The organism is Cellulophaga sp. RHA_52 (assembly GCF_007827205.1).
Lineage (GTDB): Bacteria > Bacteroidota > Bacteroidia > Flavobacteriales > Flavobacteriaceae > Cellulophaga > Cellulophaga lytica.
In genome coordinates, this window is sequence record NZ_VIRZ01000001.1 from 1,561,755 (window position 1) to 1,588,453 (window position 26,699).

General features: G+C 31.9%; 23 protein-coding genes. 10 read left to right on the forward strand and 13 right to left on the reverse strand.

Features of this window, described 5'->3' with window-relative positions; genetic code table 11:
- Positions 1-9: 9 nt before the first annotated feature.
- The 3 genes from JM80_RS06940 to JM80_RS06950 all read left to right on the forward strand — a co-directional run bounded on the left by JM80_RS06940 (position 10) and on the right by JM80_RS06950 (position 5,687).
- Positions 10-1,656, forward strand: coding sequence for a sodium:solute symporter (locus tag JM80_RS06940; protein ID WP_144709573.1), 1,647 nt, complete (start codon positions 10-12; stop codon positions 1,654-1,656).
- Between the two features lies 1 nt (position 1,657).
- Positions 1,658-2,845 (forward strand): glycerate kinase, encoded by a 1,188-nt coding sequence (locus JM80_RS06945; protein ID WP_144709574.1) that lies wholly within the window; start codon positions 1,658-1,660, stop codon positions 2,843-2,845.
- An 88-nt stretch (positions 2,846-2,933) separates the two neighbouring features.
- Positions 2,934-5,687 (forward strand): TonB-dependent receptor, encoded by a 2,754-nt coding sequence (locus tag JM80_RS06950; RefSeq protein WP_144709575.1) that lies wholly within the window; start codon positions 2,934-2,936, stop codon positions 5,685-5,687.
- Positions 5,688-5,770: 83 nt separating this feature from the next.
- Here the strand turns inward: JM80_RS06950 and JM80_RS06955 are convergent, their stop codons facing one another.
- Genes JM80_RS06955 through JM80_RS06975 form a run of 5 tightly spaced genes read right to left on the reverse strand, consistent with a single transcriptional unit; the run spans position 5,771 to position 8,934 of the window.
- On the reverse strand, positions 5,771-6,559 hold the full coding sequence (locus tag JM80_RS06955) for a YgcG family protein (protein WP_186439760.1): 789 nt from the start codon (positions 6,557-6,559) through the stop codon (positions 5,771-5,773).
- Positions 6,540-6,977 carry a TPM domain-containing protein gene (locus tag JM80_RS06960; RefSeq protein ID WP_013620279.1) on the reverse strand — a complete coding sequence of 146 codons (438 nt, stop codon included), beginning with the start codon at positions 6,975-6,977 and terminating at the stop codon, positions 6,540-6,542. Before JM80_RS06960 ends, JM80_RS06955 begins: the two co-directional genes overlap by 20 nt.
- A gap of 8 nt (positions 6,978-6,985) precedes the next feature.
- A complete protein-coding gene (locus tag JM80_RS06965; protein ID WP_013620278.1) occupies positions 6,986-7,585 on the reverse strand; it encodes a LemA family protein in 600 nt (199 codons plus the stop codon).
- A gap of 42 nt (positions 7,586-7,627) precedes the next feature.
- The gene (locus JM80_RS06970) at positions 7,628-7,957 is read right to left on the reverse strand and encodes a MerR family transcriptional regulator (RefSeq protein ID WP_013620277.1); all 330 of its coding nucleotides are present in this window, start codon (positions 7,955-7,957) and stop codon (positions 7,628-7,630) included.
- A complete protein-coding gene (locus JM80_RS06975) occupies positions 7,957-8,934 on the reverse strand; it encodes a M23 family metallopeptidase (protein ID WP_013620276.1) in 978 nt (325 codons plus the stop codon). Before JM80_RS06975 ends, JM80_RS06970 begins: the two co-directional genes overlap by 1 nt.
- Before the next feature lie 200 nt (positions 8,935-9,134).
- Here JM80_RS06975 and alaS point away from each other — a divergent pair, with 200 nt between their 5' ends.
- The 3 genes from alaS to JM80_RS06990 are packed head-to-tail and all read left to right on the forward strand — an operon-like array spanning position 9,135 to position 13,345.
- Positions 9,135-11,750 carry an alanine--tRNA ligase gene (gene alaS / locus JM80_RS06980; RefSeq protein ID WP_038504819.1) on the forward strand — a complete coding sequence of 872 codons (2,616 nt, stop codon included), beginning with the start codon at positions 9,135-9,137 and terminating at the stop codon, positions 11,748-11,750.
- A gap of 9 nt (positions 11,751-11,759) precedes the next feature.
- Positions 11,760-12,716, forward strand: a complete 957-nt coding sequence (locus JM80_RS06985) for a GSCFA domain-containing protein (protein WP_144709577.1) — start codon at positions 11,760-11,762, stop codon at positions 12,714-12,716.
- A 2-nt stretch (positions 12,717-12,718) separates the two neighbouring features.
- Positions 12,719-13,345, forward strand: a complete 627-nt coding sequence (locus JM80_RS06990; RefSeq protein ID WP_144709578.1) for a DUF4230 domain-containing protein — start codon at positions 12,719-12,721, stop codon at positions 13,343-13,345.
- Between the two features lies 1 nt (position 13,346).
- Here JM80_RS06990 and JM80_RS06995 read toward each other — a convergent pair whose 3' ends face one another.
- From JM80_RS06995 to JM80_RS16430, 3 genes are all read right to left on the reverse strand, one after another.
- Complete coding sequence (locus tag JM80_RS06995; RefSeq protein ID WP_144709579.1) at positions 13,347-15,098, reverse strand: aromatic amino acid hydroxylase; 1,752 nt, start codon at positions 15,096-15,098, stop codon at positions 13,347-13,349.
- A 154-nt stretch (positions 15,099-15,252) separates the two neighbouring features.
- Positions 15,253-15,807: a DUF4136 domain-containing protein gene (locus JM80_RS07000; protein ID WP_013620271.1), complete on the reverse strand. Its 555-nt coding sequence runs from the start codon at positions 15,805-15,807 to the stop codon at positions 15,253-15,255.
- 79 nt (positions 15,808-15,886) lie between these two features.
- Positions 15,887-16,054, reverse strand: a complete 168-nt coding sequence (locus JM80_RS16430) for a DUF5522 domain-containing protein (RefSeq protein ID WP_161633467.1) — start codon at positions 16,052-16,054, stop codon at positions 15,887-15,889.
- Between the two features lie 168 nt (positions 16,055-16,222).
- On the opposite strand from JM80_RS16430, the gene JM80_RS07005 reads away from it, so the two are divergent.
- From JM80_RS07005 to hemL, 4 genes are read left to right on the forward strand one after another with little or no spacing between them, the layout of a single operon-like run.
- Positions 16,223-16,552: a hypothetical protein gene (locus JM80_RS07005; protein ID WP_075694432.1), complete on the forward strand. Its 330-nt coding sequence runs from the start codon at positions 16,223-16,225 to the stop codon at positions 16,550-16,552.
- Positions 16,553-16,564: 12 nt separating this feature from the next.
- Positions 16,565-17,470, forward strand: a complete 906-nt coding sequence (locus JM80_RS07010; RefSeq protein WP_144709580.1) for a 1-aminocyclopropane-1-carboxylate deaminase/D-cysteine desulfhydrase — start codon at positions 16,565-16,567, stop codon at positions 17,468-17,470.
- Complete coding sequence (locus JM80_RS07015; protein ID WP_013620267.1) at positions 17,463-18,305, forward strand: glucosaminidase domain-containing protein; 843 nt, start codon at positions 17,463-17,465, stop codon at positions 18,303-18,305. The genes JM80_RS07010 and JM80_RS07015 overlap by 8 nt, the downstream gene beginning before the upstream one ends.
- Positions 18,306-18,314: 9 nt before the next feature.
- Positions 18,315-19,595, forward strand: a complete 1,281-nt coding sequence (gene hemL / locus JM80_RS07020) for a glutamate-1-semialdehyde 2,1-aminomutase (protein ID WP_013620266.1) — start codon at positions 18,315-18,317, stop codon at positions 19,593-19,595.
- Between the two features lie 49 nt (positions 19,596-19,644).
- Here the strand turns inward: hemL and JM80_RS07025 are convergent, their stop codons facing one another.
- The 5 genes from JM80_RS07025 to JM80_RS07045 form a co-directional block, all read right to left on the reverse strand.
- On the reverse strand, positions 19,645-20,157 hold the full coding sequence (locus JM80_RS07025) for a hypothetical protein (RefSeq protein ID WP_038504813.1): 513 nt from the start codon (positions 20,155-20,157) through the stop codon (positions 19,645-19,647).
- A gap of 155 nt (positions 20,158-20,312) precedes the next feature.
- Entirely contained in the window at positions 20,313-20,492 is a 180-nt protein-coding gene (locus JM80_RS07030; protein ID WP_034646448.1) for a hypothetical protein, read from the reverse strand.
- A 330-nt stretch (positions 20,493-20,822) separates the two neighbouring features.
- Positions 20,823-23,303, reverse strand: a complete 2,481-nt coding sequence (locus JM80_RS07035) for a zinc-dependent metalloprotease (RefSeq protein ID WP_144709581.1) — start codon at positions 23,301-23,303, stop codon at positions 20,823-20,825.
- A 340-nt stretch (positions 23,304-23,643) separates the two neighbouring features.
- On the reverse strand, positions 23,644-25,074 hold the full coding sequence (locus JM80_RS07040) for a DASS family sodium-coupled anion symporter (protein WP_144709582.1): 1,431 nt from the start codon (positions 25,072-25,074) through the stop codon (positions 23,644-23,646).
- A 101-nt stretch (positions 25,075-25,175) separates the two neighbouring features.
- Positions 25,176-26,681 carry a hypothetical protein gene (locus JM80_RS07045; RefSeq protein ID WP_144709583.1) on the reverse strand — a complete coding sequence of 502 codons (1,506 nt, stop codon included), beginning with the start codon at positions 26,679-26,681 and terminating at the stop codon, positions 25,176-25,178.
- Positions 26,682-26,699: the final 18 nt, after the last annotated feature.

Below are 26,699 nucleotides of genomic sequence, written 5' to 3' on the forward strand. Positions count from 1 at the left end.
AAACAGAGTATGGACTATATAGACTATGCAATTGTTGGGCTTTACCTTTTTGGTTTCTTGGCAATGGGCTATTTTTTTAAGGAAAACAAAGATTCTAGCGATTACTTTTTAGGAGGTAAAAGCTTAGGGTGGTTTCCTTTAAGCCTATCTACTATGGCCACACAATTGTCTGCTATTAGTTTTATATCTGCACCTGCTTTTGTAGGTTTAAAATTAGGAGGAGGGATGAAATGGTTAACATTTGAATTTGCTGTTCCCCTTGCAATGATTTTTATAATGGTCATTATAGTCCCTCCTTTATTTAGATCTGGAGTGGTAAGTATATATGAGTTTGTAGAAAGGCGTTTCCATTCTTCTACTCGTATGATTTTAAGTGTTGTTTTTTTAATAAGTAGAGCGTTAGCCACTGGTGTAATGGTGTATACCATTTCTATAATATTACAAGCCGTATTAGATATAGATTATGTATACACTGTATTAATTATAAGTGTAATAACCATAATATATTCATGGCAAGGTGGTATGAAAGCTGTTGTGTGGGGAGATGCCATACAAATGATAATTCTTTTTGTAGGTTTAATTGTGTGCCTATTTTATGGTTGGTCTTTACTAAATACACACGGAGGCATAGGAGAAGGCTTTGCTACAGAAAGGCTACAGGTAGTAGATTTTAATTGGGGCATAGGAGAAGGGCAAGAGTATGGCTTATGGCCAATGTTAATAGGTGGTTTTTTTCTGTATGCGTCTTACTATGGGTGCGACCAAACACAGGCACAACGCTTACTATCTGCTAAAGATGAAGGTACAATACGTAAATTGTTACTGGCTAACGGTTTATTGCGTTTTCCTGTTGTGTTATTGTACTGTACAATTGGTTTAGTAGTGGGTACGTTAGTAATAAAAGCTCCAGACTTTTTTAATGATATTGCGGTAATGACAGAAAAGTATTTCCCAGCAGAATATGCCGCTTCTGGTGCCAAAGCAGATTTAATGATACCTATTTTTATTACCAAATATTTACCCCATGGGTTAATTGGTTTGTTAATGGTGGGAATACTTTCTGCAGCAATGTCTACTTTAAGTTCTACAGTAAACTCTTTGTCTGCTGTAACAGTTGAGGATTTTTTTAAAAGAGGCAATAAAAAAATATCATCAAAAAAATACATGTTAGTTTCTAAAATGTCAGTAGTCTTTTGGGGATTGGTATGTATGGCTAGCTCATTTTTATTTGGAGGTAGTAAAAGTGCAGTAATAGAAATTATTAATGCAATTGGATCTGTTTTTTACGGACCAGTTTTGGTTACTTTTTTATTAGCTATGTTTTCTAAAAAAGTAAATTATAAAGGTATAAATGCAGGTATTTTAATAGGTGTTTTGGTAAATCTTATTTTTTCTAAAACAATGCAGAATATTGTAGGTATAGATCTAGGAATACATATTTTTTGGATTTGGTTAAACTTTACTGGGGTATTACTCACATTAAGTATTAGTTATTTGGTAAGTTACCTAACAGGGTGGCAAAAAAGCAATACTGGTTTACTAATAAATGTATTCCCTAAAAAGTCAGATTTTTTAATAAAAGAAGTATACATATTATTAGGCTTTTTTGTCCTAATACTAATTTTAAGTTTTTTAATCCCCCATATATATAGTTAGTATGAATTATTTAGTTATTCCAGACAAGTTTAAGGGCTCGCTTACTGCTAACGAGGTAATAAAATCTATTACTAATGGTTTGCAACGAGTAGACAAATCATCTTCTGTTAAATCAATTTTAGCATCAGATGGTGGCGATGGTTTTTTAGAAGCTGTTGCCTGTAAAATTATGGTGCAAAAAATATATGTAGACACCGTAAATCCATTAGGAGATAAATTAAGAGCATATTATTTATTAAATAAAGATACCAAAACAGCTTACGTAGAGTTAGCAAAAGCATCTGGTTTAGAGTTGTTAAAAGCAAAAGAACGTAGTGCTAAAAATACATCTACCTTTGGTACAGGTTTACTTATAAAAGATGCCATTAAAAAAGGAGCTACAAATATTTATATAGGTTTAGGGGGTAGTGCAAGTACAGATGCTGGTATGGGTTTGGCTGCAGCACTAGGGTACTCTTTTGTAAATGAAGATGGTATGTTGCTTAACCCAATAGGAGACAACTTGTCTAAAGTTTTTAAAATAGAACGTAATGCCACGGTTACAATATTAAACCGAATAAAATTTTATGCTGTAAATGATGTAGACAATCCGTTGTTTGGAGAAAATGGTGCAGCTAAAGTGTATGCAAAGCAAAAAGGAGCAACAGAAAAAGATATAGAAAGCTTAGATAAAGGTTTAGAGTATTTTAACTCGGTTATTAAGCATTCTTTGTTATTAGATCATTCATTTGTTCCAGGTGCAGGAGCTGCTGGTGGTACTGCTTACGGATTAAAAACATTTTTTAATGCAGAGTTTATTAGTGGAATTAAATTTTTGTTAGAGTTGGCAGAGGTTCCTAAAATATTAAAAAGTAATAAAATAGATTATATAGTTACTGGAGAAGGTAAAATTGACAGTCAAACTAACAATGGTAAATTAGTAAAAGGAGTGGTAGATTTGGCAAACCAATATAGTATTCCGGTAGTAGCTATTTGTGGCAAGTTAGATGCCAATGAGGCAGACTTAAATGTTATGGGGTTAAATAATGTTTTGGAAATTTACAATCCTAAAAAGGGTGTAAATTATAGTATTAATAATGCGGCTAAACTTGTAGAAGACAGTATCTTCAATTTTTTTTCTGCCAGTAGGCGAAAAACACAAAAAAAAGTTAAGGTAAGTAATATCTTTACAAAATTTAATATATTTTAAGAGTTGTTGTAGGTTTTTTAGGTTTTTATTAAGAAGGATAGTTTTTGATAAAATTACATTTGCTTTTATCAAACTAAGCTAAACTTACATGAAATTATTTTTATCGCTAGTAGTAATGCTAACCACATTAACTAGTTATTCTCAATCAAAACAACAACCATTTACTGTTACAGGTACTATTATTACAGCAGATAATAACCAACCACTAGAATCTGCAACTGTTTATTTACAAAGAGTAAAAGATAGTTCTTTAGTTACTTATACAATTACAGATCAAAAAGGAGCATTTACATTAGAGGGTAAAACCTATGATGCTACTTTAAATATGTTTATTTCTTATATAGGATACAAAACTTATACTAATAAAATTACAGTAGCAAAAAACAAAATTAATTTAGGGCAAATTAATTTGCAACCAGATGAAAATTTGTTAGATGAGGTAATTGTCAAGGCTACAGCACCAGTAACTGTAAAAAAAGACACCTTAGAGTTTAATGTCAATTCTTTTAAAACAAAAAAGGATGCCAATGTAGAAGATTTATTAAAAAAATTACCAGGTGTAGAGGTAGATGAAAATGGTAAAATTACAATAAATGGTAATGATGTTAGTAATATTTACGTAAACGGAAAACCTTTTTTTGGTGACGATCCTACAATTACTACTCGTAATTTAACTAAAGATCTTATAGAAAAAGTACAGATTACAGATACTAAAACAAAATCGCAAGCATTTACAGGTGAGGAGTCTGAGTCTGATGCTAAAACAATTAATCTAACAATTAAAGAAGAAAAAAACAAAGGAGTTTTTGGTAAAGCTTCTGCTGGTGGCGGTACAGATGAACGGTACGAAGCAGCTGCAATGGTAAATCTTTTTGATAACGAACAAAGATTAAGCTTACTCTTTGGCGGTAATAATATTAATTCTGCTGGTTTTAGTTTTGGAGATTTAAGTAATATGTTTAGTGTTGTTGGCGGCGGCGGAGCAGGTAGTGGAATAACAACTTCTAAAAATGCCGGATTAAATTATACTGATAAGCTAAATGATAAAGTAGATATTTCTGCAGATTACTTTTATAAAGAAAGTAATACTGAGAATGATAATTCAAGTCAGCGTGAAAATATTTTGCCAGACTCTAGGTATTTTACTGATTCTAGATCTAACTCTGTGGTAGATAACTATGAACATGATGCTAATTTAGAATTAGAAGTTGAGTTAGACTCAACACTTCGTATAGATTTTGAACCAACTTTTACTTACGGAAAAAATACAAGTTCATACACAAGTATGGAGGAATCTAGAAATGATGATAATTTTGTTACCAATGAGTCAGCTTCTAATTCTTTTTCTGAAGGCACAACTAATAATTTTAGAAATGATTTAGATATTACTAAAAAATTAGGGTCTAAGGGTTCTTTTATTCGTGTGAGTGTTACTAATGGAATTAGAGAAGCTAACACAGAAAACTTTCTTAATTCACAAACAGAAATATATGGTGATAATGCAGAATCTATTAGTAGAGACCAATATACAGATGGAGAGCAAAAAACAACAACCTTTAATACAGGACTTACTTATAGAATTCCGTTAATAAAGGAAGAACTTTCTTTGGATCTTAAATATGATTATAGGTCCGATAAAGACGAAGATGTAAAAAGTACTTTTGATTTAGATAACACATCACAACAATTTACCAATTTTAATGAAGCTTTAAGTACAGATTTTGAGTATAAAAATTACAGAAGCACTTCTGGTTTACGTATAAATTACAAAAAAGATAAATTAAGGCTAAACTTTGGAGGTAGTTATATTTATAGAACATTAGAGAATAAAGATGCGTTAAGACCAGAACTTAACTTAAAGCGTAATTTTGAAGCCTTAGAGTTGTATTCTAGATTTACGTATAGGTTTAGTCCTAAATCCAGAATATTTGCTCGTTACTCTTTAGATAATAATACGCCAAGTTTAAACCAATTACAACCTTTTGAAAATGTTAGTGACCCATTAAATACCGTAGTTGGTAATCCTAGTTTAGAGCCAACAACTACTCATAGGTTAAATTTAGGTTTTGGCAATCACAATTTTCAAAAAGGATTAACAATATGGTCTTATGCTAGTTTAAATTTTGATAAAAACCAAGTAGTTGCTAAAACAACTATTAATGATGACTTTGTACGAAGAACAACATATGCCAATGTAAATGGTGGCTACAGCGCAAGGGGTAATGTTTTTGCAAGCAAAACAAAAAGGTTAGATACTTTAAGAACATTAAAATTTGGAGTAGGATTTTTTGGTAACGTTAATAAGTCTATCAATTTTAATAATGACGTTAAATATAGTGCAACAAATACCTCATTAAACCCTTCTATAGAGCTTACGTTTAATTGGAAAGATGTTATGGAGATTATACCTAGATATTCAATATCTTTTACAGAGAATAAGTTCGATTTAGATCAGTTTAATAATCAAGATTTTAAATATCAAACTCTAGGTATAAGAACAGCTACTTTTGTGCCTAAAAAATTAGAATGGCGTAATGATGTTAACTATACATATAATCCAAATGTAGGGCCAGGTTTTCAAAAAAGTGCTTGGTTCTGGAATACAACTTTAGCGTATTCTATTTTAAAGAATAGTGGTACAGTTTCTTTAAAAGCATATGATTTGCTTAACCAAAATACAAACGCAAGGCGTATAGCAACAGGTAACTATATACAGGATAGTCAGGGTACTGTATTGCAACGTTATTTTATGTTAAGCTTTAGTTGGAAATTTAATAGCCTTGGAAGTGGTAATATGCCACAACAAAAAGGAAGAAGAGGGTCTTACCGTCACTACAGATAAAAGAAATAAAAGAATAGTAGCGTATAAAAAAACTCCCCTAGCTTAATAGAAGTTAAGGGAGTTTTTTTATTTTTTAAGTTTGGTTACCAACCTCCAGAAGCACCACCGCCACCAAAGCCACCGCCACCAAAGCCGCCACCAAAACCTCCTGTGCTGCCTCCACCAAAGCTTCCGCCTCCGCCAAAGCCACCAGATGATCCTCCACGGCCAAGATTACTTAGTATAATTATATCTAACAAGTCTATTCCTGTAGACCTGTTACCACCGTTATTACCGCCGTTGTTTCTTTTTTTATTTATCAATATTAAAATGATAATAAAGAAAACAATAAATGGCAAAAAAGATTCTAATCGAAATTTAGAAAGGTTTCTATCTTCTTTAAATTCACCTTTTAAAGCACTAAAAATGGCATCTGCGCCATAGTTTAAGCCGTTATAATAGCTACCAGACTTAAACTCGGGTATAATTACATTATTAATAATTTGGTGTGCTGTAATGTCTGGTAATCTTCCTTCTACACCGTAACCAGTATTTATGGCTATTTTTCTGTCATTTTTAGCCAATAATATTAAAATACCGTTGTCTTTTCCTTTTTGGCCAAGACCCCATTTTTGTCCCCATTGTGCTCCTAAAAAGGTGATATTTTCACCTTCTGTACTAGGTATTATAGCAATGACTATTTGTGTAGATGTGCTATCAGAATAGCTAATAAGTTTACGCTCTAAGCTACTTTTTTCTGTATCAGATAAAAGCTTTGCATAGTCATATACACTAGTTTGTAGCTTGGGTTTTTCTGGTATTTTATATTGAGCTAAAGTAAAATTAGCAACAAATAAGATTAATAAAAATAAGCTATCCTTTAGATATTTCATTGCTAAGTTCATTGGTGTCTGTATGTAACCAAGGAAAATGAGTTTCTAACTCTTTTCCGGCTTTTAATACACCATTAATAATTCCTTGTTTAAAATTTCCTTTAGTAAATTCAGCCTGTATGGCATCTTTGGTTGTATTCCAAAAATCTTTAGGTACGGCATTATTTATACCTTTATCGCCATATATAACAAATTTTTTGTCAAGTACAGCAATGTAAAGTAATACGCCATTTTCTGCTTTAGTATTATCCATTTTTAAAAAATGAAACACTTCTTGAGCTCTTTTGTAATGGTCTATTTTACTTGTAGCTTCAATATGCACTCTTATTTCACCAGAAGTATTTTTTTCTGCAGAAATAATAGCATTAACAATTTCTTGTTCTTCCGCTGTGGTTAGAAAATCTTCAACCTTAGACATAGTGTTGTTTATTTAAAATCAAAACTTGCATCTGGTGCTTTTTCTGATCCTTCATCAGCACTAAATAATGCCATAGGTTCAAAATTAGCTATTGCAGCAATAATATTTGTAGGTATTTTTTTTATATGGATATTGTAGTCACCAGCTATGTCATTAAACCTATTACGTTCTACATTAATTCTGTTTTCTGTGCCTTCTATTTGTGCTTGTAATTCTAAAAAGTTTTTATTAGCTTTTAAATCAGGATAACGTTCTACAGAAACCAGTAATTTGCTAAGCGCACCAGTTAAACCGCTTTGCACTTTACTAAATTGCGCTATCTGTTCTGGTGTCATATTAGAAGGGTCTATGTTTATAGACGTTGCTTTAGCTCTTGCATTTATAACACCAGTTAAAGTGCTTTTTTCAAAATCTGCTGCACCTTGTACTGTTTTTACTAAGTTGCCAATAAGGTCATTTCTTCTTTGGTAAGAGCTTTCTACATTTGCCCATTGTTTAACCGCTTGTCCTTTCATTTCTACTAACTCATTATTTGCGCTAACGTACCAACCACCTAGGGCTAGTAACAATACAACAAAAACGGCAAGTACAATTAATAATTTTTTCATAGTTAAGTTTTTTTTAGTGTTTAGTTTATAGGTAATTAATGGTTATAATTGATCTTTAATTTTTAGAAGCTCTGATTTTACATTTTCTAATTTTGTAATAATATCAAAATTAGAAAGTGTTTTTTTCTTTTCTTCTTTAAGGTGTGTTTTTGCACCATCTAAAGTAAAGCCTCTTTCTTTAACTAAGTGATAAATTAGCTGCAAGTTTTTAATGTCTTGCGGTGTAAATTTACGGTTGCCCTTAGCGTTTTTTTTTGGTTTTAAAACATCAAACTCCTTTTCCCAAAAACGTATTAAAGACGTATTCACGTTAAAAGCTTTGGCTACTTCGCCAATACTATAATATCTTTTTTCTGGAAGCTCTATATGCATTAATCCAATGATTGATTTTCTTGAGTTGCGTGTTTTAATAAGTTTTCAAACTCTAGAGCAGAAAGGTTACCGTAGTAAAAGTTAATAGGGTTAATTCTGTCACCATCTTTCCAAACTTCATAATGTAAGTGTGGAGCTTCAGACCTACCTGTACTGCCAACAAAGCCAATAAGGTCTCCTCTTTTTACTTTTTGTCCAGCAGTAACATTGTATTTGCTTAAGTGTGCATAAAGTGTTAGGTAGCCATAACCGTGATCTATACGTATGTGTTTACCGTAACCAGTAGAGCTGGCGTCTGCTCTTGTAACTGTGCCATTACCAGAGGCATATATTGGTGTTCCTCTAGGAGATGTAAAGTCCATACCCCAATGCATTTTACGAACTTTGGTGAAGGGGTCAGACCTCCAACCATAACCAGATGCCATACGTGTTAGGTCTTCGTTACTTATAGGTTGTATGGCAGGTATTGCTTCTAAAAACTTTTCTTTTTCTTCAGCAAGTTTGGTAATTTCATCTAAAGACTTAGACTGTATTACCATTTGTTTTTGTATAATTTCTAAACGTTTAGTAGCATCAATAATCATATCAGAATTATTAAAACCTTCTAAAGATTTGTATCTATTTACACCGCCAAAACCAGCGCGTCTTTGTTCTTCTGGTATTGGGTTAGCTTCAAAATATAAGCGATAAATGTTATTGTCTCTATCTTCTATATTGGCTAAAACTTGTTCCATTTGCTCCATTTTTTTGTTAAGCAACTCAAACTGAAACTCGTAATTATGCAACTCTCTTTGTAAAGATAGCTCTTTAGGCGTGTTCACTAAATTGGTATTTAATAGGAGTAATAAACCTAAAAAACCCAATATAGCAGCACCAATAAACATTAACGCTACATTGCGAAACTTTTTAGACTTTTTATGCTCTATCTTTCTGTAAGATAGGGTGTCTGGATCATAATAATATTTAACTTGAGACATAAAGGGAATTTATCCTATTTTTGCATTTTTAATTTATCAAAACAAACAAATATAAAAATTGTTTTGCAGAAATAGTTAATTTTATAAAAAGCTTACCATTTTAGAGTGGTATAAGCCATATAATTATGTGTTATTTGCGTTAAATATAATGCTTTTTACAAAACTATAGCAGCCAATTAAATTTACAAACATAGCAACGGATGAAATCTCAAGAAATAAGATCTCAGTTTTTAGAATTTTTTAAGAATAAAACACATAAAATTGTTTCTTCTGCCCCAATGGTCATTAAAGATGATCCTACTTTAATGTTTACTAATGCTGGTATGAACCAGTTTAAAGAATTTTTTCTTGGAAATACCGAAGCAAAAAACACAAGGGTAGTAGATACCCAAAAGTGTTTGCGTGTTAGTGGTAAGCATAACGATTTAGAAGAGGTTGGTAAAGATACTTACCACCATACTATGTTTGAAATGTTGGGGAACTGGAGTTTTGGAGATTATTTTAAAGAAGACGCTATCTCTTGGGCTTGGGAACTGCTAACAAAGGTTTTTAAAATAGATGAGTCTAGTTTGTATGTTACCGTTTTTGAGGGTAGTAAAGACAAGGATAATTTAGAAATGGACCAAGAGGCGCTAGATTTATGGAAAAAAATTATTCCAGAATCTCAAATTCTTTTTGGTAATAAAAAAGATAATTTTTGGGAAATGGGAGATCAGGGGCCTTGCGGACCTTGTTCAGAAATACACGTAGATATTAGATCTGCAGAAGAAAAAGCAAAAGTTTCTGGTGCAGAATTGGTAAATATGGATCACCCACAGGTTGTAGAAATATGGAATCTTGTATTTATGCAGTACAACCGTAAAGCAAACGGAGAATTAGAAAACTTACCTGCTAAACACGTAGATACAGGAATGGGGTTTGAGCGTTTGTGTATGGTAATGCAAGGTGTACAGTCTAACTATGATACTGATGTTTTTACGCCTATAATTAGAGAAATAGAAACAATTACCAACGCAGAATACAATAAAAACGAAGATACTAATATTGCAATACGCGTTATTGCAGACCATATTAGAGCTGTTGCTTTTTCTATAGCAGATGGTCAGTTGCCAAGTAATACTGGTGCTGGTTATGTAATACGTAGAATTTTAAGAAGGGCTATACGTTACGGATTTACGTTTTTAAATACCAAAGAACCATTTATGTATAGGTTAGTAAATGTATTAACCAATACTATGGGTGATGCTTTTCCTGAGCTTAAAGAACAAAAACAACTTATTGAAAATGTAGTAAAGGAAGAAGAGCATTCTTTTTTAAAGACACTAGACCAAGGCTTGGTATTATTAGACAGTGTTATTAATAGTGCGTCTTCTAAAACTATTGATGGCAGAAAAGCATTTGAATTGTATGATACATATGGTTTTCCTATAGATTTAACCGCTCTTATTTTAAGTGAGCGTGGTTATACGTTAGATGAAAAAGGTTTTGATGCAGCAATGCAAGAACAAAAAAACAGATCTAGGTCTGCTTCTGAGGTTTCTAAAGAAGATTGGGAAGTGCTTTTACAAGATGCAGAACAAGAGTTTGTTGGTTATGATGTATTAGAAACTAATGTGCGTTTAGTTAAATACAGAAAAGTAACCTCTAAAAAAGAAGGTAAACAATACCAGTTGGTGTTTAATATTACTCCATTTTATGCAGAAGGAGGCGGACAAGTAGGTGATAAAGGGTATTTAGAAGCACAAAACGGAGATGTTGTTTACATATTAGATACTAAAAAAGAGAATAACGAGATTATTCACTTTGCAAAGAATTTACCAAAAAATACTACAGATACTTTTAAGGCTGTTGTAGATGTAAAACAACGCCAAAGAACGGCAAGTAACCATACTGCTACACATTTACTACACCAAGCATTAAGAGAAGTTTTAGGTACACACGTAGAGCAAAAAGGTTCTGCTGTACACTCTAAATATTTACGTTTTGATTTTTCTCACTTTTCTAAAGTAACTACAGAGCAACTAAAAGAGGTTGAGGATTTTGTAAATGCAAGAATAGAAGGTAATTTACCATTAGAAGAAAAACGTAACATACCAATGCAAGAAGCTTTAGATGCTGGTGCAATGGCTTTGTTTGGAGAGAAATACGGAGATACGGTTAGGCTTATACGTTTTGGGCAGTCGGTAGAACTTTGTGGTGGTACGCACGTACAAAACACAGGAGATATTTGGCACTTTAAAATTAAATCTGAAGGTGCAGTTGCCTCTGGAATACGTAGAATAGAAGCTATTACTTCTGATGCTGTTAAAGATTTTTATGCAGATAATAATGAGGTGTTAACAGATATAAAAGAAGTTTTAAACAATGCTAAAGACCCTGTAAAAGCTGTAGTTTCTTTACAAGAAGAGAATAACAAACTTAAAAAGGAGATAGAGCAACTATTAAAAGATAAGGCTAAAAACTTAAAGGGCGATTTGCTTAACGAGTTACAAGATGTAAATGGCGTGCAATTTTTGGCTAAAAAGGTAGATTTAGATCCTGCAGGTATAAAAGACTTGTGTTTTAATATGGGAGCTAATGCTACTAATATGTTCTTGCTTTTTGGAGCAGAAAATAATGGTAAAGCAACCTTGTCTTGTTACATATCTAAAGAACTGGCTGCAGAAAAAGATTTAAACGCAGGTGCAATTGTACGTGAATTAGGTAAGTATATTCAAGGTGGCGGTGGCGGACAACCGTTTTTTGCTACAGCAGGTGGTAAAAACCCAGGAGGTATTGCAGAAGCCTTAGATAAAGCAATAGCATATATTAAATAACAACAGTGTATGAAACTACAAACTAAAGTACCACTTAAGCCAAGTACGTTTCAAATAAACTATTCTAACAAATTATTGTTGTTAGGTTCTTGTTTTGCAGAACATATAGGTAATAAATTTTCCTATTATAAAATGCAAGCTGTAACCAACCCGTTTGGGGTGTTATTTCATCCACAGGCAATAACACAGCTGGTTAAAAATGCTGTTTTAGAAGAAAAATACACAGAAAAAGATATCTTTAATCAAAATGAGCGTTGGCATAGTTTCAATGCTCATTCTGTTTTAAGTACCCCCTCAAAACAAAAACTAGTACAAAATTTAAATGCAGCAGTTACAGAAACTAGGCAGGTTTTAACTAATGCTACACACATTGTAGTTACCTTGGGAACGGCTTGGGTGTACAAACATCTAGAATTAAATAAAGTAGTTGCTAACTGCCATAAAGTTCCGCAGAAAGCTTTTAATAAGCAATTGTTAACAGTTACAGAAATAGAGGCTAGTTTACAAGAGCTTATATCATTAGTAAAAAGTGTAAATACTAATGCTAAATTTATTTTTACGGTGTCTCCTGTTAGGCATATTAAAGATGGTTTTGTAGAAAATCAGCGTAGTAAATCTCATTTGCTAACCGCTGTGCATAATACCATAGAATTAGAAAAAAACAGGGGTGATGCTTTTTATTTTCCTAGTTATGAAATTATGATGGATGAATTGCGTGATTATCGTTTTTATAAAGAAGATATGGTGCACCCAAGCAAATTAGCGGTAGATTATATTTGGGAAAAGTTTAGTGATGTATGGTTAACTAAAAAGGCCTTAGAAACTACTATAAAAGTTGGCGCTGTACAAAGAGGTTTGGAGCATAGACCTTTTAATTCGGAGTCAGAGGAGCATCAGAAGTTTTTAAAAAACATTCAAGAAAAAATTACGTATCTTCAAAAAGAATATCCTTTTATTTCGTTTTAATTATGAAGAGAATCCTTGTAGGAATTATTATTGTTTTAGTGGCTTTACTTGTATTTAAAACTTGTTCAGATAAAAAAGAAGAACAATCTATTTTACAAGAAAACTCAATGTTAATACAGCAGCAAATACAAAATGTATCTAAGCTTGTGGTAACCGAGGGTCACTTTGCAGAAGTATATAATTATAAAGATTCTCAGCAGCTTTTTGGACCGCTAATTACAGCAGAAAAAAAAGCGTTGGTTGTAGTTAATGCAGATGTTACTGTTGCTTATGATTTAAGTAAAATTGTTTTTAAGGTAGATGAAGAAAACAAAATATTACAAATTACAAGCATTCCGGAGTCAGAAGTAAAAATAAGTCCAGATTATGAGTATTATGATGTTACGGCCGATTTTTTAAATCAGTTTGATGCTAATGATTATAATAAAATAAAGAAAAGCGTTAAAGCATCACTACTTAAAAAAGTTGAAAATTCTACCTTAAAAACAAATGCGCAAAACAGACTTTTAAGTGAGCTGTCTAAGTTCTATGTACTAACAAATTCTTTGGGTTGGACATTGAAATATAATGACAATCCAATTAACAAAATTGAAGAATTAAAAGCTATAAAAGAGCTAGAGTTGCAGTAAATTATACAACCAAACTTTTATCTACCAACTCTAATCCGTCATCAATTAAATGCCCAACTTTAGGGTTGTTTTGTTTTACAGTCTCTAGGTGTTCAATAATTTCTACTGCAAAATCATCATCGTTATTAGATTTGGCTAATTCATACAATTCTACAGGGAGCAACCAATCTGTTGGGTAGTTGTTTTTTACCTCTTGAAACACTTTATTTCTAGAAATTGTAATATTAGTACCTTCTCTAAACTCACGTACTTGTTTGTATAAGTTTTCTAGCTGTGTTTTAGCTTCTGTTTGTTTAGGCTTTATTGTTTCTTCGGTAATGCTATGTGTAATTAAATCAAAACTATGTAAGTCAGCAGGGCCATTAAATGCAGAAACTATATTTTCTCCTACAGCCATATGGTACAATCCCCATTCTGGTTTAAACAATATAGTTTCATCCTGTGTAACCGTACAGTTTTCAAAAGTTATAAGTACAATTTCACCTTTAAGGTTACGTGTGCCAGTTATAATGTTTCCGTTAACCTTAATACCGCCAACAAATTCTAAAGTAATGGTTTGTCCTTCAAAAATATTATATGCTTTTAAGTCGCGCGGACTCATATCTTCTATGGCCAAGTTAATACCTTTTAGCTTGCCAATAGGAGAGCCAAAACCATCTGCGTGGTGTTTTGTGCTGTGGCCAACTAATTCTTTTTCTCTGTAAGATAAAGCAGTTTTACCAGTAGTTTGTATGTAACTAGGTTTTCCTTTATGTGTAAGTACATTTGTAAATACACCAGATATTTGTAGGCCTGTACTAAGTTCTACAGTTCCTAAAGCTTTAGAGTCTATAAGTTTGTTTACACCATCTAAACCACCAGTGCGTAGTGCCATTGTGTTAGCAAATTCTTCTAAAACCTGACTTAAATAGGCAAAGTCTGGTGTTACAAAAAGCTGAGGTTGTGGCTGTGTAATGTCAAAAGACTTATGAGCTGCCTCAATAGAGTAGTTTAGTTTTTTAACTTGGTCTGTCATACACCAAGCACTTTCACCAATAGAAGAAAGCAAGCCTGCACCATAAATTTTAGGGTTATCTGTAGTGCCAATTAGGCCATATTCTACAGTCCACCAGTGTAAATTACGAATTAACGCCATTTCACTAGGTTCTCCCATATTTTGTTGCAAGTCTTCAACGTGTTTTTCTGCTTTTTCTATTTCTTCTTCATCAGAGTCAGCAGCCTCTTTTATAATAGATAAATGTCTAACAGCTTCATACAATTCATAATCTTTTCCACTAGAAATTGCTTTGCATCCTATTTCTCCAAATCGTCTTAAATACTCGGCGTATTCAGGATTTGCTATAATAGGAGCGTGGCCAGCACCTTCATGAATAATGTCTGGTGCAGGTGTGTATTCTATATTTTCTAATTGTCTTATGTCAGATGCAATAACCAGTACATTGTAAGCTTGGAACTCCATAAAAGCAGAAGGAGGTATAAAACCGTCTACTGCAACAGCAGCCCAACCTATTTCTTGTAAAATACGGTTCATACCGTACATATTAGGAATGTTTTCTATAGAAATGCCTGTTTTTTTTAAACCATCTAAGTAAGATGTGTGTGCAACTTTACTTAAATAATCTACATTTTTACGCATAACATAACGCCAAACAGCTTGATTAATTGGAGTGTAATCCTCATAATTTTGCGGTTTTATGTATTGCTTTAAATGCGTTGGTAGTTTATCTAATATATAATTGCTTGTGTAAGACATTGCACGTTATGTTAGGTATTTACTAATAGGCAATAAAGATACAAAATTGGAAAATAATGTACGTTTTTATTTAGCTCTAATGTGTAATTATAACGTGAAACAATTTTTTAGTGCAAAGCAAAAAAAAACCGCTATTAGTAGCGGTTTTGATTTTTTAGTTAGATGCAATTGCTGGCGGATATGCTTCTAGTATTTGAGAAACAAACTCTTTTATGCGTTGTTCCTTTTTTTCTATGTTATTTGTATTGTTTAATGTGCCAATACCGCGGCCTTGCCAAACTAGTTCCTTATTTTTAGCATCAATTAAGTCTATATATAAAGATCCTTCTGTACTGGTAGAAACATTGCTTCTGTTAAAGCCATTGCCAAAATAGTAAGGATTCCAACCCCAACCAAAGCCACCGCCCCAGTAATTATTGTAAATATCTACGCGTTCTTTTTCTTTAGTAAAAATACTAACCAAGATATCAGGAGTACTAGATTTTACAAAACCTCTAGAACTCATTTCAGCATCAATAGCCTTTAGAATTCTTTTTTTGTCTAAGTCAGATATTTGCGCCTTATCTATACCTGTTTTATAAAAAGCATACGTTTTATAAGTATTAAAGTTTGCTTCTTTATCATAGTCAGACAAAACACGTACAGAGGTACAAGAACTAAATAGTACCAATGCAAATATTGGTGCTAATGCCATTTTTAATGCTTTCATATTTTTTGATGTTTTAGTTTGGGTTTAATATCACAAAAATTGTGCCGTTACTTTGTAATTGCTTGTTTTTGAGCAAATTTTAAGATTTTTTTCTGCTATTTGTTTTGGCATTATAGCCATAGGGACAATGCCTACATCCACTTTCACAACAATAACCTCTTCTTTTATGGTATTGCTCTGTAAATACTCTGTAGCCTTCTTCAGATAAATAATAGTCGCCTTCTATGGGTTGAAGAATTTTTTTCATACTTGTAAAATTACGAGTTTTTAAGTTAAGTATATAAATACACAATTGTTAAAAGTTAAAAATAGTTGGTAGTCGGTGTTTTATAGTTTTTAATCGTTTTAAGTCTTAAAAATGGTATAGTTTCTGTACTAAGTTGTTAAATTTGACATTGTTAATTAATAAGTGCGTATGATTTTAGTTTCAAAACTCTTCTTTAGAAAAAATTATGTAGGCCTATCTTTGTGGCCTTTTATAATTTTAAAGAGTGATGCGCTAAGAGATGATGACTCTTTAATTAATCATGAAAAAATACACTTAAGGCAACAGCTAGAACTTTTAGTTTTGCCTTTTTATATAGTGTATTTATTAGAGTTTTTAATACGTTGTTTGTTTTATTGGGATAGTTATAGGGCTTATCAAAATCTTAGTTTTGAGCGTGAAGCCTATTTTAATGAAGATAATCCTAATTATTTAAATGAACGTAAACCCTTCAGTTTTATTAAATATCTTTGGCGCTGAAAAATATAAAACGTGAAAGTTTTAAATCAGCAAGTAGATTTACCTATTTTATCAGAAAAAAAGATATCACTCTATATTAAAAGAGAAGATACGCTACATCCTTTTATTTCTGGAAACAAGTACAGAAAACTAAAGTACAATTTACAGCACGTTAAGCAAGTAAAAGCACAAACTATAGTAACCTTTGGCGGTGCATTCTCTAACCATATAGCTGCTACGGCCTATGCAGGAAGAGAGAACAGTATTAAAACTGTTGGTATTATTAGAGGTGAGGAGCTTGCAGATAAGTGGCAACAAAATCCAACCTTAGCTTTTGCTAAAGAAAACGGAATGGAGTTTAAGTTTGTAAGCAGACAAACTTATAGAGAAAAAAATACACCAGAATTTTTAAGCGCTGTAAAAAGAGATTATCCTAATAGTTTTATTTTGCCAGAAGGTGGTGCCAATGAGTTGGCTGTACAAGGTTGTGAAGAAATTTTAACTCCAAAAGATACTATGTTTAACGTAATTTGTAGTGCCGTTGGTACTGGAGGTACTATAGCAGGTATTATAAATGCAAGTAATGCAAGCCAAAGAGTTTTGGGTTTTCCTGCGTTAAAAGGTGATTTTTTAAAAGAAGATATTTGTAAATTTGCCAATAATGCAAATTGGAAGCTTATAAATAGTTATAATTTTGGGGGTTATGCCAAAGTAACATCAGAATTAATAAATTTTATAAACTCTTTTAAAGCAACAACCAATATACCTTTAGACCCTGTATATACAGGTAAAATGCTTTTTGGTATTTTAGATCTGGTACAAAAAAATTATTTTACACCTGGCACTAAAATTGTGGCAATACACACAGGAGGATTACAAGGTATAAAAGGAATGAATAGTTTATTAGTTAAGAAAAAATTACCACTTGTAAATGAATAAAAATACACCTAAAAATAGTTTAAGATTAGTTTATAAGACGTTCTTGTTAGTACTACTTGTTTCTTACACTAGTTGTAAATCAAAAAGAAGCGTAACCAGACAATCACATAAAAAAGTATCTACGGTTTCGCCAAAAAATAATACCAATAAGGGTAATGCTCCTTATGCTTTGCCTAAAGATGAAGGGCATTTTGTAAGTTTTGCCATAGAAAATACAGAAGATTACATAAATACATTTGCAGCTATAGCACAAGATGAAATGAAAGCTTACGGTATACCTGCAAGCATTACAATAGCACAGGGTATTTTAGAAAGTGGTTCTGGTAAAGGAGAATTGGCTCGTAAAACCAACAATCATTTTGGAATTAAATGTCATACAGGTTGGGAAGGTGATTTTGATTATCATGATGATGATGAAAAAGGAGAATGTTTTAGAAAATACAACCACCCTATGTACTCTTTTAGAGATCATAGTTTGTTTTTAACAACAAGAGGTAGGTATTCTTCTTTGTTTGATTTGCATATTAATGATTATAAAGGCTGGGCAAAAGGTTTGCGTAAGGCAGGTTATGCTACAGATCCTAAATACCCGCAAAAACTAATATATTTAATTGAAAAATATAAACTTCATAAGTTTGATGGCAAGCATAAAGCAGTGCGTACAGCTCCAAAAGAATATGTTGTAAAAAAGCACAAGGTAGAAGCAGGAGAAACCCTGTACGCTATATCTAGAATGTATTTTATGGGTGTGCCAGAATTAATGAAGTTAAATAATTTAAAAAATACAAACCTACGCATAGGTCAAGAACTTATTGTAAAATATACTAAAAATTAAATCTTAAAAATGATTTATAAAAGAAGCAGTGCTTTATTTAATGAAGCAAAAAAATATATTCCTGGAGGGGTAAACTCACCTGTAAGAGCCTTTAACGCTGTTGGCGGAGAACCTATTTTTGTTAAGGAAGCAAAAGGCGCTTATTTATATGATGAAGACGGAAACAAAATTATAGATTATATAGCATCTTGGGGACCATTAATTTTAGGTCACGCTTATGATCCTGTAATTAACGCAGTAATAGAAAAAGCTAAAAAAGGAACTTCTTTTGGAATGCCAACAGAAATAGAGACAGAGTTAGCTAAACTAGCAGTTTCTATGGTCCCAAATATAGATAAAATTAGATTTGTAAACAGCGGCACAGAAGCTTGTATGAGTGCTGTACGCTTGGCAAGAGGTTTTACGGGTAAAGATAAAATTATAAAGTTTGCTGGTTGTTACCACGGTCATTCAGATTCGTTTTTAATACAAGCGGGTAGTGGTGCGGTAACTTTTGGTAGTCCTAATAGTCCGGGTGTAACACAAGGTACAGCCAAAGATACATTGTTGGCTAATTATAACGATTTAGCAAATGTAACATCATTAGTAGAGGCAAATAAAGGCGAAATAGCAGCTATTATAATAGAGCCTGTTGCAGGTAATATGGGCTGTATAATACCGTCTAAAGAATTTATTACAGGTTTAAGAGAGCTGTGTACAAAAGAAGGTATTTTATTAATTTTTGATGAGGTTATGACTGGCTTTCGTTTAGGAAGAGGTGGGGCACAAGAAATTTTAGGTATAGATGCTGATATTGTAACGTTTGGAAAAGTTATTGGAGGTGGTTTACCTGTTGGTGCTTTTGCAGCTCGTAATGAGATTATGGATTATCTAGCGCCAAATGGTCCCGTATACCAAGCGGGTACGTTAAGTGGTAATCCTTTAGCAATGAGCGCAGGTTTGGCTATGTTAACAGAGTTAAATAACAATCCAGATATATTTAGAAGTTTAGCAGATAAAACAGAGTATTTACACAAAGGATTAAAAAAGGCTTTGGATAAAAAAGGAATTGCATACCAAATAAATAGGTTTGGAAGTATGATTTCTGTTCACTTTACAGATGAACCTGTTGTAGATTTTGCTACTTCTGCAAAAGGGAATAATGATACATTTAAAAAGTATTTTCACGGAATGTTAAGCAAAGGGGTGTATTTGCCACCTAGTGCTTTTGAAAGTTATTTTTTAAACGATGCATTATCATATAAAGATTTAGATGATACCATTGCTGCTCTTGAAGACTTAGAGCTGTAATAAATTAAAGCATATAAAAAAAGGAGCCGTTAATGGCTCCTTTTTTGTTTTAAGACTTCATAGTCTTATTCTTTTTCATCATCATTTGTCTCCTGTGCATTTTTCTTTTTTCAGGAGAATGAGATTTTCTTTTGTGCATTTTACTCCACTGTGCATATTGGTCTTTAGATAAAATTTTCTCTAAAGCTTTCTTTTGAGCAATTTGATGGTCCAATTTTTCATTTTCCATTGCAAATCTTTCTTCAGAAGTTAATTTTTTGTCAGCTTCTTTTTTTGCTTTTCTTTCTTCCATCTTTTCTTTGAAAAATTTTGCATTTTCTAAATTCAATTTTTCAATTTTTGATTGTTGATCTTCAGATAAATCTAAAGCAAGGGTCATTTTTTTGGTTTGTAAAATGGCCATTTGTTCTGGAGTAAATTTTGCCATTCTGTGCATAGCTCTTTTGCCATCCTTTCTCTTATGCATTTTGTGTTTTGCATCTTTAGAATTCTCCTTACTTTCTTGTGCTGATATAGTTAAAACGCTTAGCATTAAAACCATTACAAATGTTATTTTTTTCATATTACTATTTTTAATTGTTTGTTATTTTGACAATCATTTTTATAAATAGTTTAATCTGTAGTTGTTTTTTAGGAGCATTTTAACATTAAAAATAGGTCAAAAAAAAAGTCTGAAACCATAAAGCTTCAGACTTTTTCTGTATTATAAAAATACGTTTACTCTTCTTCAGATAACTGTACAATTAAGTCGTTACTGTTTGTGTTCTCTTCAATATTTTGAAGCTCTACCGTGTTGTTATTTTCCTCTAAAACGTTTTCGTTGTCAACTTGCACATAAGCAAAAATTGCAACAACTAAACAAGAAAAATAAACTAAGCTTTTAAGTTTGTATGACATAAGATTTGGGGTTTTTATATCGGTTCTATATCAAAGATACCTAGGTTAATTAATTTATTATAACTCTTGTTGTGTAACAACCATTTTTTGGTTGTGAAACACTTATTTTTTGTTGTTTGTTACCTGCAATATATTAAAAAAAATGAATAAACAAGATAAAATGCATAATTTTATAGATGAAATACACACTTATTTGTAGTTTTTATTCCAGTTTGTTGTAAAGTTGTTGTGTAAATGTGGTAAACTGTAGTGTGTTGTTGTTAAGTATATTACATAAAAAAGGCTGTAATGTACTATACATTACAGCCTTTAACTTAAAAGGTTTTTTTTTTATTTAGGATCTAAAATTGCTTCTATTCTTTCTTGTATATCTTTTAAGTGTGCTCTTCTAATACCAGAAGAATTTGCGGCAGCAGATTTTACAGAACGTACTAACGTTTGCAATTCAGCTCTTACTACAGCTCTAATATCAGACTGACTAACATTTACGGCAGTACCAAATCTAGAAGCTTTTGGATCTTCTGTCATTAAATATTCCATACGGTCCACATAGGCACGTTGTAAATTACGTCTGTAGGTGTCTATAGATCTTCCTGTGCTTAACTCTTTCCAAATGCCTTTTCTAACATCAGACATCATTGTAGTTAGGTTGTAAGCTTTAGAGCCATTTAAAGCTTCATTTTCAATCATACGGGCCATTCTGCCTGTATTTAATAGATTGTTTAATGTTCTAGACTGTGTACTTCTAATACGTTCTACAGCTCCAGCATTTTCAATTTTATTTAAAATATTATTATCTATTAGCCAAGTAGGTGTAGAAAACAATTGTTTGTGTAAAAATTGCACTGCTCTTTTTTGTTTTTCTTTTGGTACGTGCGTGTATACAGCACCTTCTTGGTCGTATGTTTTGTAGTTTTCATAAACACCACCAACATTGTTAGATACGTGCCCCATATACCTGTTGTATTGTCCTAAAACTTGTCCGTATAGCTCATCTAAATCATCATAAGACTTGCCGTCTTCTGCTGTCCATTTAATTAAGTTAGGAACAATTCTTTTTAAGTTAGCAATACCATAGTCACTAGCTTTCATAGCATCATCACCTAAATCTTCGGTTTGTGAGCTTGGGTCTATTACACCAAATTGTTGTTTTCCAAAACGGTAAAGAGGATCACCAGCGTGCTTTAAAATCCAGCTATCTAAAGTTTTCTTTTCTTCCTTAGCAGATTTATCTAAAATAGGACGGTAACCCCAGCTAATAGAATATTTATCATAAACACCAATGTTAGGCATTAATGCAACACCTTCATCACCAGGCTGTGCTACGTAGTTAAAACGTGCATAATCCATAATAGATGGTGCTGTACCATATTTTTTAGTAAAAGAAGCAGAGCGTAAAGAGTCTACAGGATATGCAACACTACTTCCCATATTATGAGGTAAGCCTAAGGTATGGCCAACTTCATGAGAAGATACAAAACGTATTAATCTACCCATAACCTCAGTTTTAAACTCAACACCTCTTGCATCTGGGTTAATAGCTGCAGTTTGTACAAAGAACCAGTTACGTAATAAAGTCATTACATTGTGGTACCAGTTAATATCAGATTCTAAAATTTCTCCAGTTCTAGGGTCACTTACGTGAGGACCATTTGCGTTTGGAATAGGAGAAGCTAAATACCTAACAACAGAATATCTAACATCCTCTGCAGACCATTCTGGATCTTCTTCTGGAGTAGGAGGCGTTTTAGCAACAATTGCATTTTTAAAGCCTGCAGCTTCAAAAGCAACTTGCCAATCTTCTATACCTTGCTTAATAAAAGGTACCCATTCTTCTGGTGTAGCTCTGTCTATGTAATAAACTATTTGCTTTTTAGGTTCTACAAGTTCACCTCTTTTAAACTTTTCTAAATCTTCATCTTTAACTTCTAGTCTCCAACGATCTAAATAGGTAACAGATTTACTTTTTTGAGCATCCAAACCATAATCTACTTGGCTACGAGCAAACCAACCTACACGTTCATCAAAATAACGTCTTTTCATTGGGTTGTTAGGAAGTAAAATCATAGAGTTATTTATCTCTATTGTAATAGATCCTAAAGCTGAGTTAGATGGTGGGTTGCCAGCAAAGTATGTTTTAACGTGTCTAGCTTCAATATTTAACGGGTAACTTTTTACGCTTTCAATATAACTTCTACTATCATCTAAACGGCTAACTTTATATTGCTTTCTGTTGCGTTCTGGCAAACCTAGAGTTTTAACATCTTTCTGAAAAAAGTCATTTATTTGTATAACTGTAGTAGGGTTTAGAGAATCTTTTTTTAGCGCTTTAATATCAAAAGAATATAAAACTGGCTCTAAATTAGAGTTCATTACGGCTTCATGTACAGGAAGTTTTTCATCTGCAACAATGTTTGTAGACATAATACGTAGAAGAACTTTTTTATCTTTTTTCTCCCAACGTAGCATTTGAGTGTTAATTTTTCCACCGCCAAAACCTAATCCGGTTGCTGTTTTTGCTATTCTGCTTACCATTAACATTTCTTTGTTAAACAAAGAGTCAGGAATTTCATAATAACGTTTGTCGTCTACGGTGTGTACGTTAAACAAACCAGTGTCTGTTTTAGCATCTTTTGTAATTACCTTGTTATAAGGTAAAATAGCTCCTTTTTTTGGCTTTGCAGCAGGAGTTTCTGTTTTAGCATTCTTCTTGCTTTTCTTGTTCTTCTTTTTAGATTGAGCTTCTAAATTGGTAAGGGAACCAAATAGAAAAACAACTAATAGAAGTTTGGTGAGTAAACTTTTAATCATTGTTAGTTTGAGTTAATTTTTTGAATAAAAACAAATAACCGCAAAAAAATCCTAATTCTATGTTAATAATATCATAACAAAATAGCAGGTGTATTAAAATTGAATTGTATTTATATTATTGATTTACAGTGATTTAAGTTAAAAATTAACATAACTTAACATTTGTTAATTAAATTACGATTTAATTGTTATTATGTTAAAATTTTGCATTTATTGTAACTTTTGCAATTTTTTTTCGTCTATTTATATAACAATCAACAACAAAAAGGAATTACGATATCTCTTTGTAAGATTGAATTAGTCGATTGAATAGCCTTTGCATTGCAGAGGCTATTCTGTTTTAAAAAAGTATAGGAAGTACAAATTGGAATAGTAATATTAGTAATGCTACAGCTATTAGGTTTAAAATAATACCAACTCTTGCCATTTGTTTTACTTTAATATAGCCGCTGGCGAATACTATTGCATTTGGTGGTGTAGCCATTGGTAGCATAAATGCACAACTACTAGCCATTGTAACTGGTATAAGTATATGTAACATTGGTATGTTTAAACCAATTGCAATACCAGCTACAATAGGAGCTAAAACAGTTATTAAAGCAACGTTGCTCATAAGCTCTGTCATAAACAACATTAGTAATATTAATAATGAAACTGTAAAAAAGATATTAATGTTGCTGTTAGATATTGCTTCTGTAACAGTAGTAACTATACCTGTTGTAGCCATACCATTTGCTAAAGCTAAGCCTCCGCCAAAAAGTACTAATATTCCCCAGGCTAACTTTTCTGTGTCTTTCCATTTTAAAATAAAATCTCCTTTTTTTAAGTTGTAAGGCACAGCAAATAAAGATACTGCAGCTATCATGCTAATTACAGTATCTGACAATCCTATGCTTGGAAAAACGGAATTAATTAGGGTTCTAAAAATCCATAAGAATACTGTAATTGCAAAAATTACCAGTACCATTTTTTCCTTTTTACTAGTTGGTCCAAGTTTTTTTAATTCAGAATTGATAACTTCTTTTGATGCAGAAAACTCAAGTTGCTTGTTAGGAAACATCCACTTTACAAGCACAAAGTAAATAACAGTTAGTAATACAATTGAAAAAGGTAAACCAATAATCATCCACTTTAAAAATGATATCTCTATGTTATATTGTTCTTCTAATAGCCCTATTAAAACAGAATTTGGAGGTGTACCAATAATGGTAGCAATACCGCCTGCATTTGCAGAAAAAGCAATACCAAGCATTACGCTTAAGGCAAAGTTTTTATCGCTTTTTGTAAAACCATCTTTATCATTAACTAATAATTTTATTACAGATACAGCTATTGGTAGCATTACAACTGTACTTGCGGTGTTACTAATCCACATACTTAGGGTTGCAGTAGCAATAATAAAACCCAGTACTACTTTATTGGGTGTAGTGCCAGTAATTTTTATAATGTTTAAAGCTATACGTTTGTGTAAGTTCACTTTTTCTAGGGCAAGTGCTAAAATAAAACCTCCAAAAAATAAAAAAATAATTTTATTACCATAGTTAGCACCTACTGTATTTAAAGGCATTATTTTTAATATAGGAAACAAAATTAAGGGTAGTAGTGCGGTAACAGAAATAGATACAGCTTCTGTTATCCACCAAATAACCATCCAAAGAGCTATTGCTATAACAGCATCTGCATTTGTAGATAGTATTGTAGTAGGTAGTAGTAAAATGCATAAAAAAACTAGAGGTCCGGTTACTAGTCCAATTTTTTTGCTTAATGCCATAATGTATAATGCTTATAGTTATACAAATATATAATTTGCAAGCAAACTATAAAGTTTTAGCAGGTACAAGCAAGTATTTAATAGTAAAATAACAAGTTAACTTAATCTTCTTTTGCTAATTGTACCATTTCTAAAGTTGTTTTGTAAAGCGGTTTATTTTCCATTTTACTTTTTAGCCAGGCATAAAAACTCATTACAAAAATGTCTTCTTTTTCTTTTCCTACCCACTCAAAAGAGTTTTCTACTTTTGCTTTAAATTTATCCGTAACTAGTTGTGATGGATTTTTATAGTAAAGTTCTATAAAAGATAAATATGTAATTGCACGGTGCTGATTTATTTGTTTTAAATACTTAAAGTAATTTCTTTTAAAGCTAAGTAATCTAGACTCTACAAGGTTTATGTTATTTAGTTCTATATGTAAAATAATCTCAATTAAATTCTTTTTTATTACCCAATCTTTACCAGCTTTACTCTCATAATATTTATCTGTATGGTAAAATTTAGAGAATATTTGCTGTGCTTCTTTAAATCTGCCTCCTTGAATGTAAAAAGTGCTTAAGCCTAAATGAATTTTTAGTAATGAATCTATATCACTGTGTTTACTATTAATGTGTTGTTCTAGTATACCAATGGCCTTGTCTTGTTGGTTGCTGTAGTTGGTGTTTAAAGCAAGTAAAAATTGGTGTTTTAATTTAAAAGTATTGTAATATTTTTTGTTGTTTGCTAACATTTGTGTTTCCATTAGCTTTAGATAGTGAAGTGAGTCGTTAAACTTTTTATTTCTAAACAGTGTGTTGGCAATTAAAAACAGAACTTCTATATGGTAAAACAATTGCTTGGTAGCACTTTTATGTGTTTTTAAAATAGCGTAGGTTTTTATAATAAAAGGTTCAGTTTTTAAATAGTCATTGGTAACAAAAGCAGGTATACTAACTAAGGTTATTAATTGGTATAAAGATTTAAACGATAAAGATTCTGTTATAGTTATTTTATGGTCTTGTAGTGTGTTTTTTAATAAGGTTTCTATATCTATAACATCTCCTTTGTAAGTAATGTTATTTAGTGTCTGCCTCATTTTAGCATATACTATATTTAGTTGGTCTTCTAATAATAAGTTTTTTTGATTGCTTTTAAATTGAGTAATAAGATTGGAGATATTTATTTCTGGAATTGCATATGCATACTGAATTTTAGTATGGTATATTTCGTTTAAAATGGCAAATAAATAATGAGCCTCTGCTAATACTTCTGCTTTGTCTAGTATTTTATAGGCAACTTTATAGTGCTTATTGTGTAAAAAAGACCTTGATGCTAATATGTACTTTATAATTTGCATATCAACAGAATTTTCTTCTTCCAAATTAATATTAGCTATAAAATCTATTAAAGAGTTGTACAGGCGTTTTCTTAAAGCGTGGTATGCATTTTTTTTGTTGCTGTAAAGTTGTTTGCAAATTTCTGCAGAGGACAGCTTGTTTTGTTGTAGTAATTTAAAAAGCTGAATGTTTTTAGTGTCGTTACGTTTGTTCTTTTTCTTTAAAAAAAGTACAAATTGTTGTTGCTCCTCTACTGTAAGTGTGGTTACAATTACGTTTAAATCTGTCATTTAATCGTCATTAAAAAT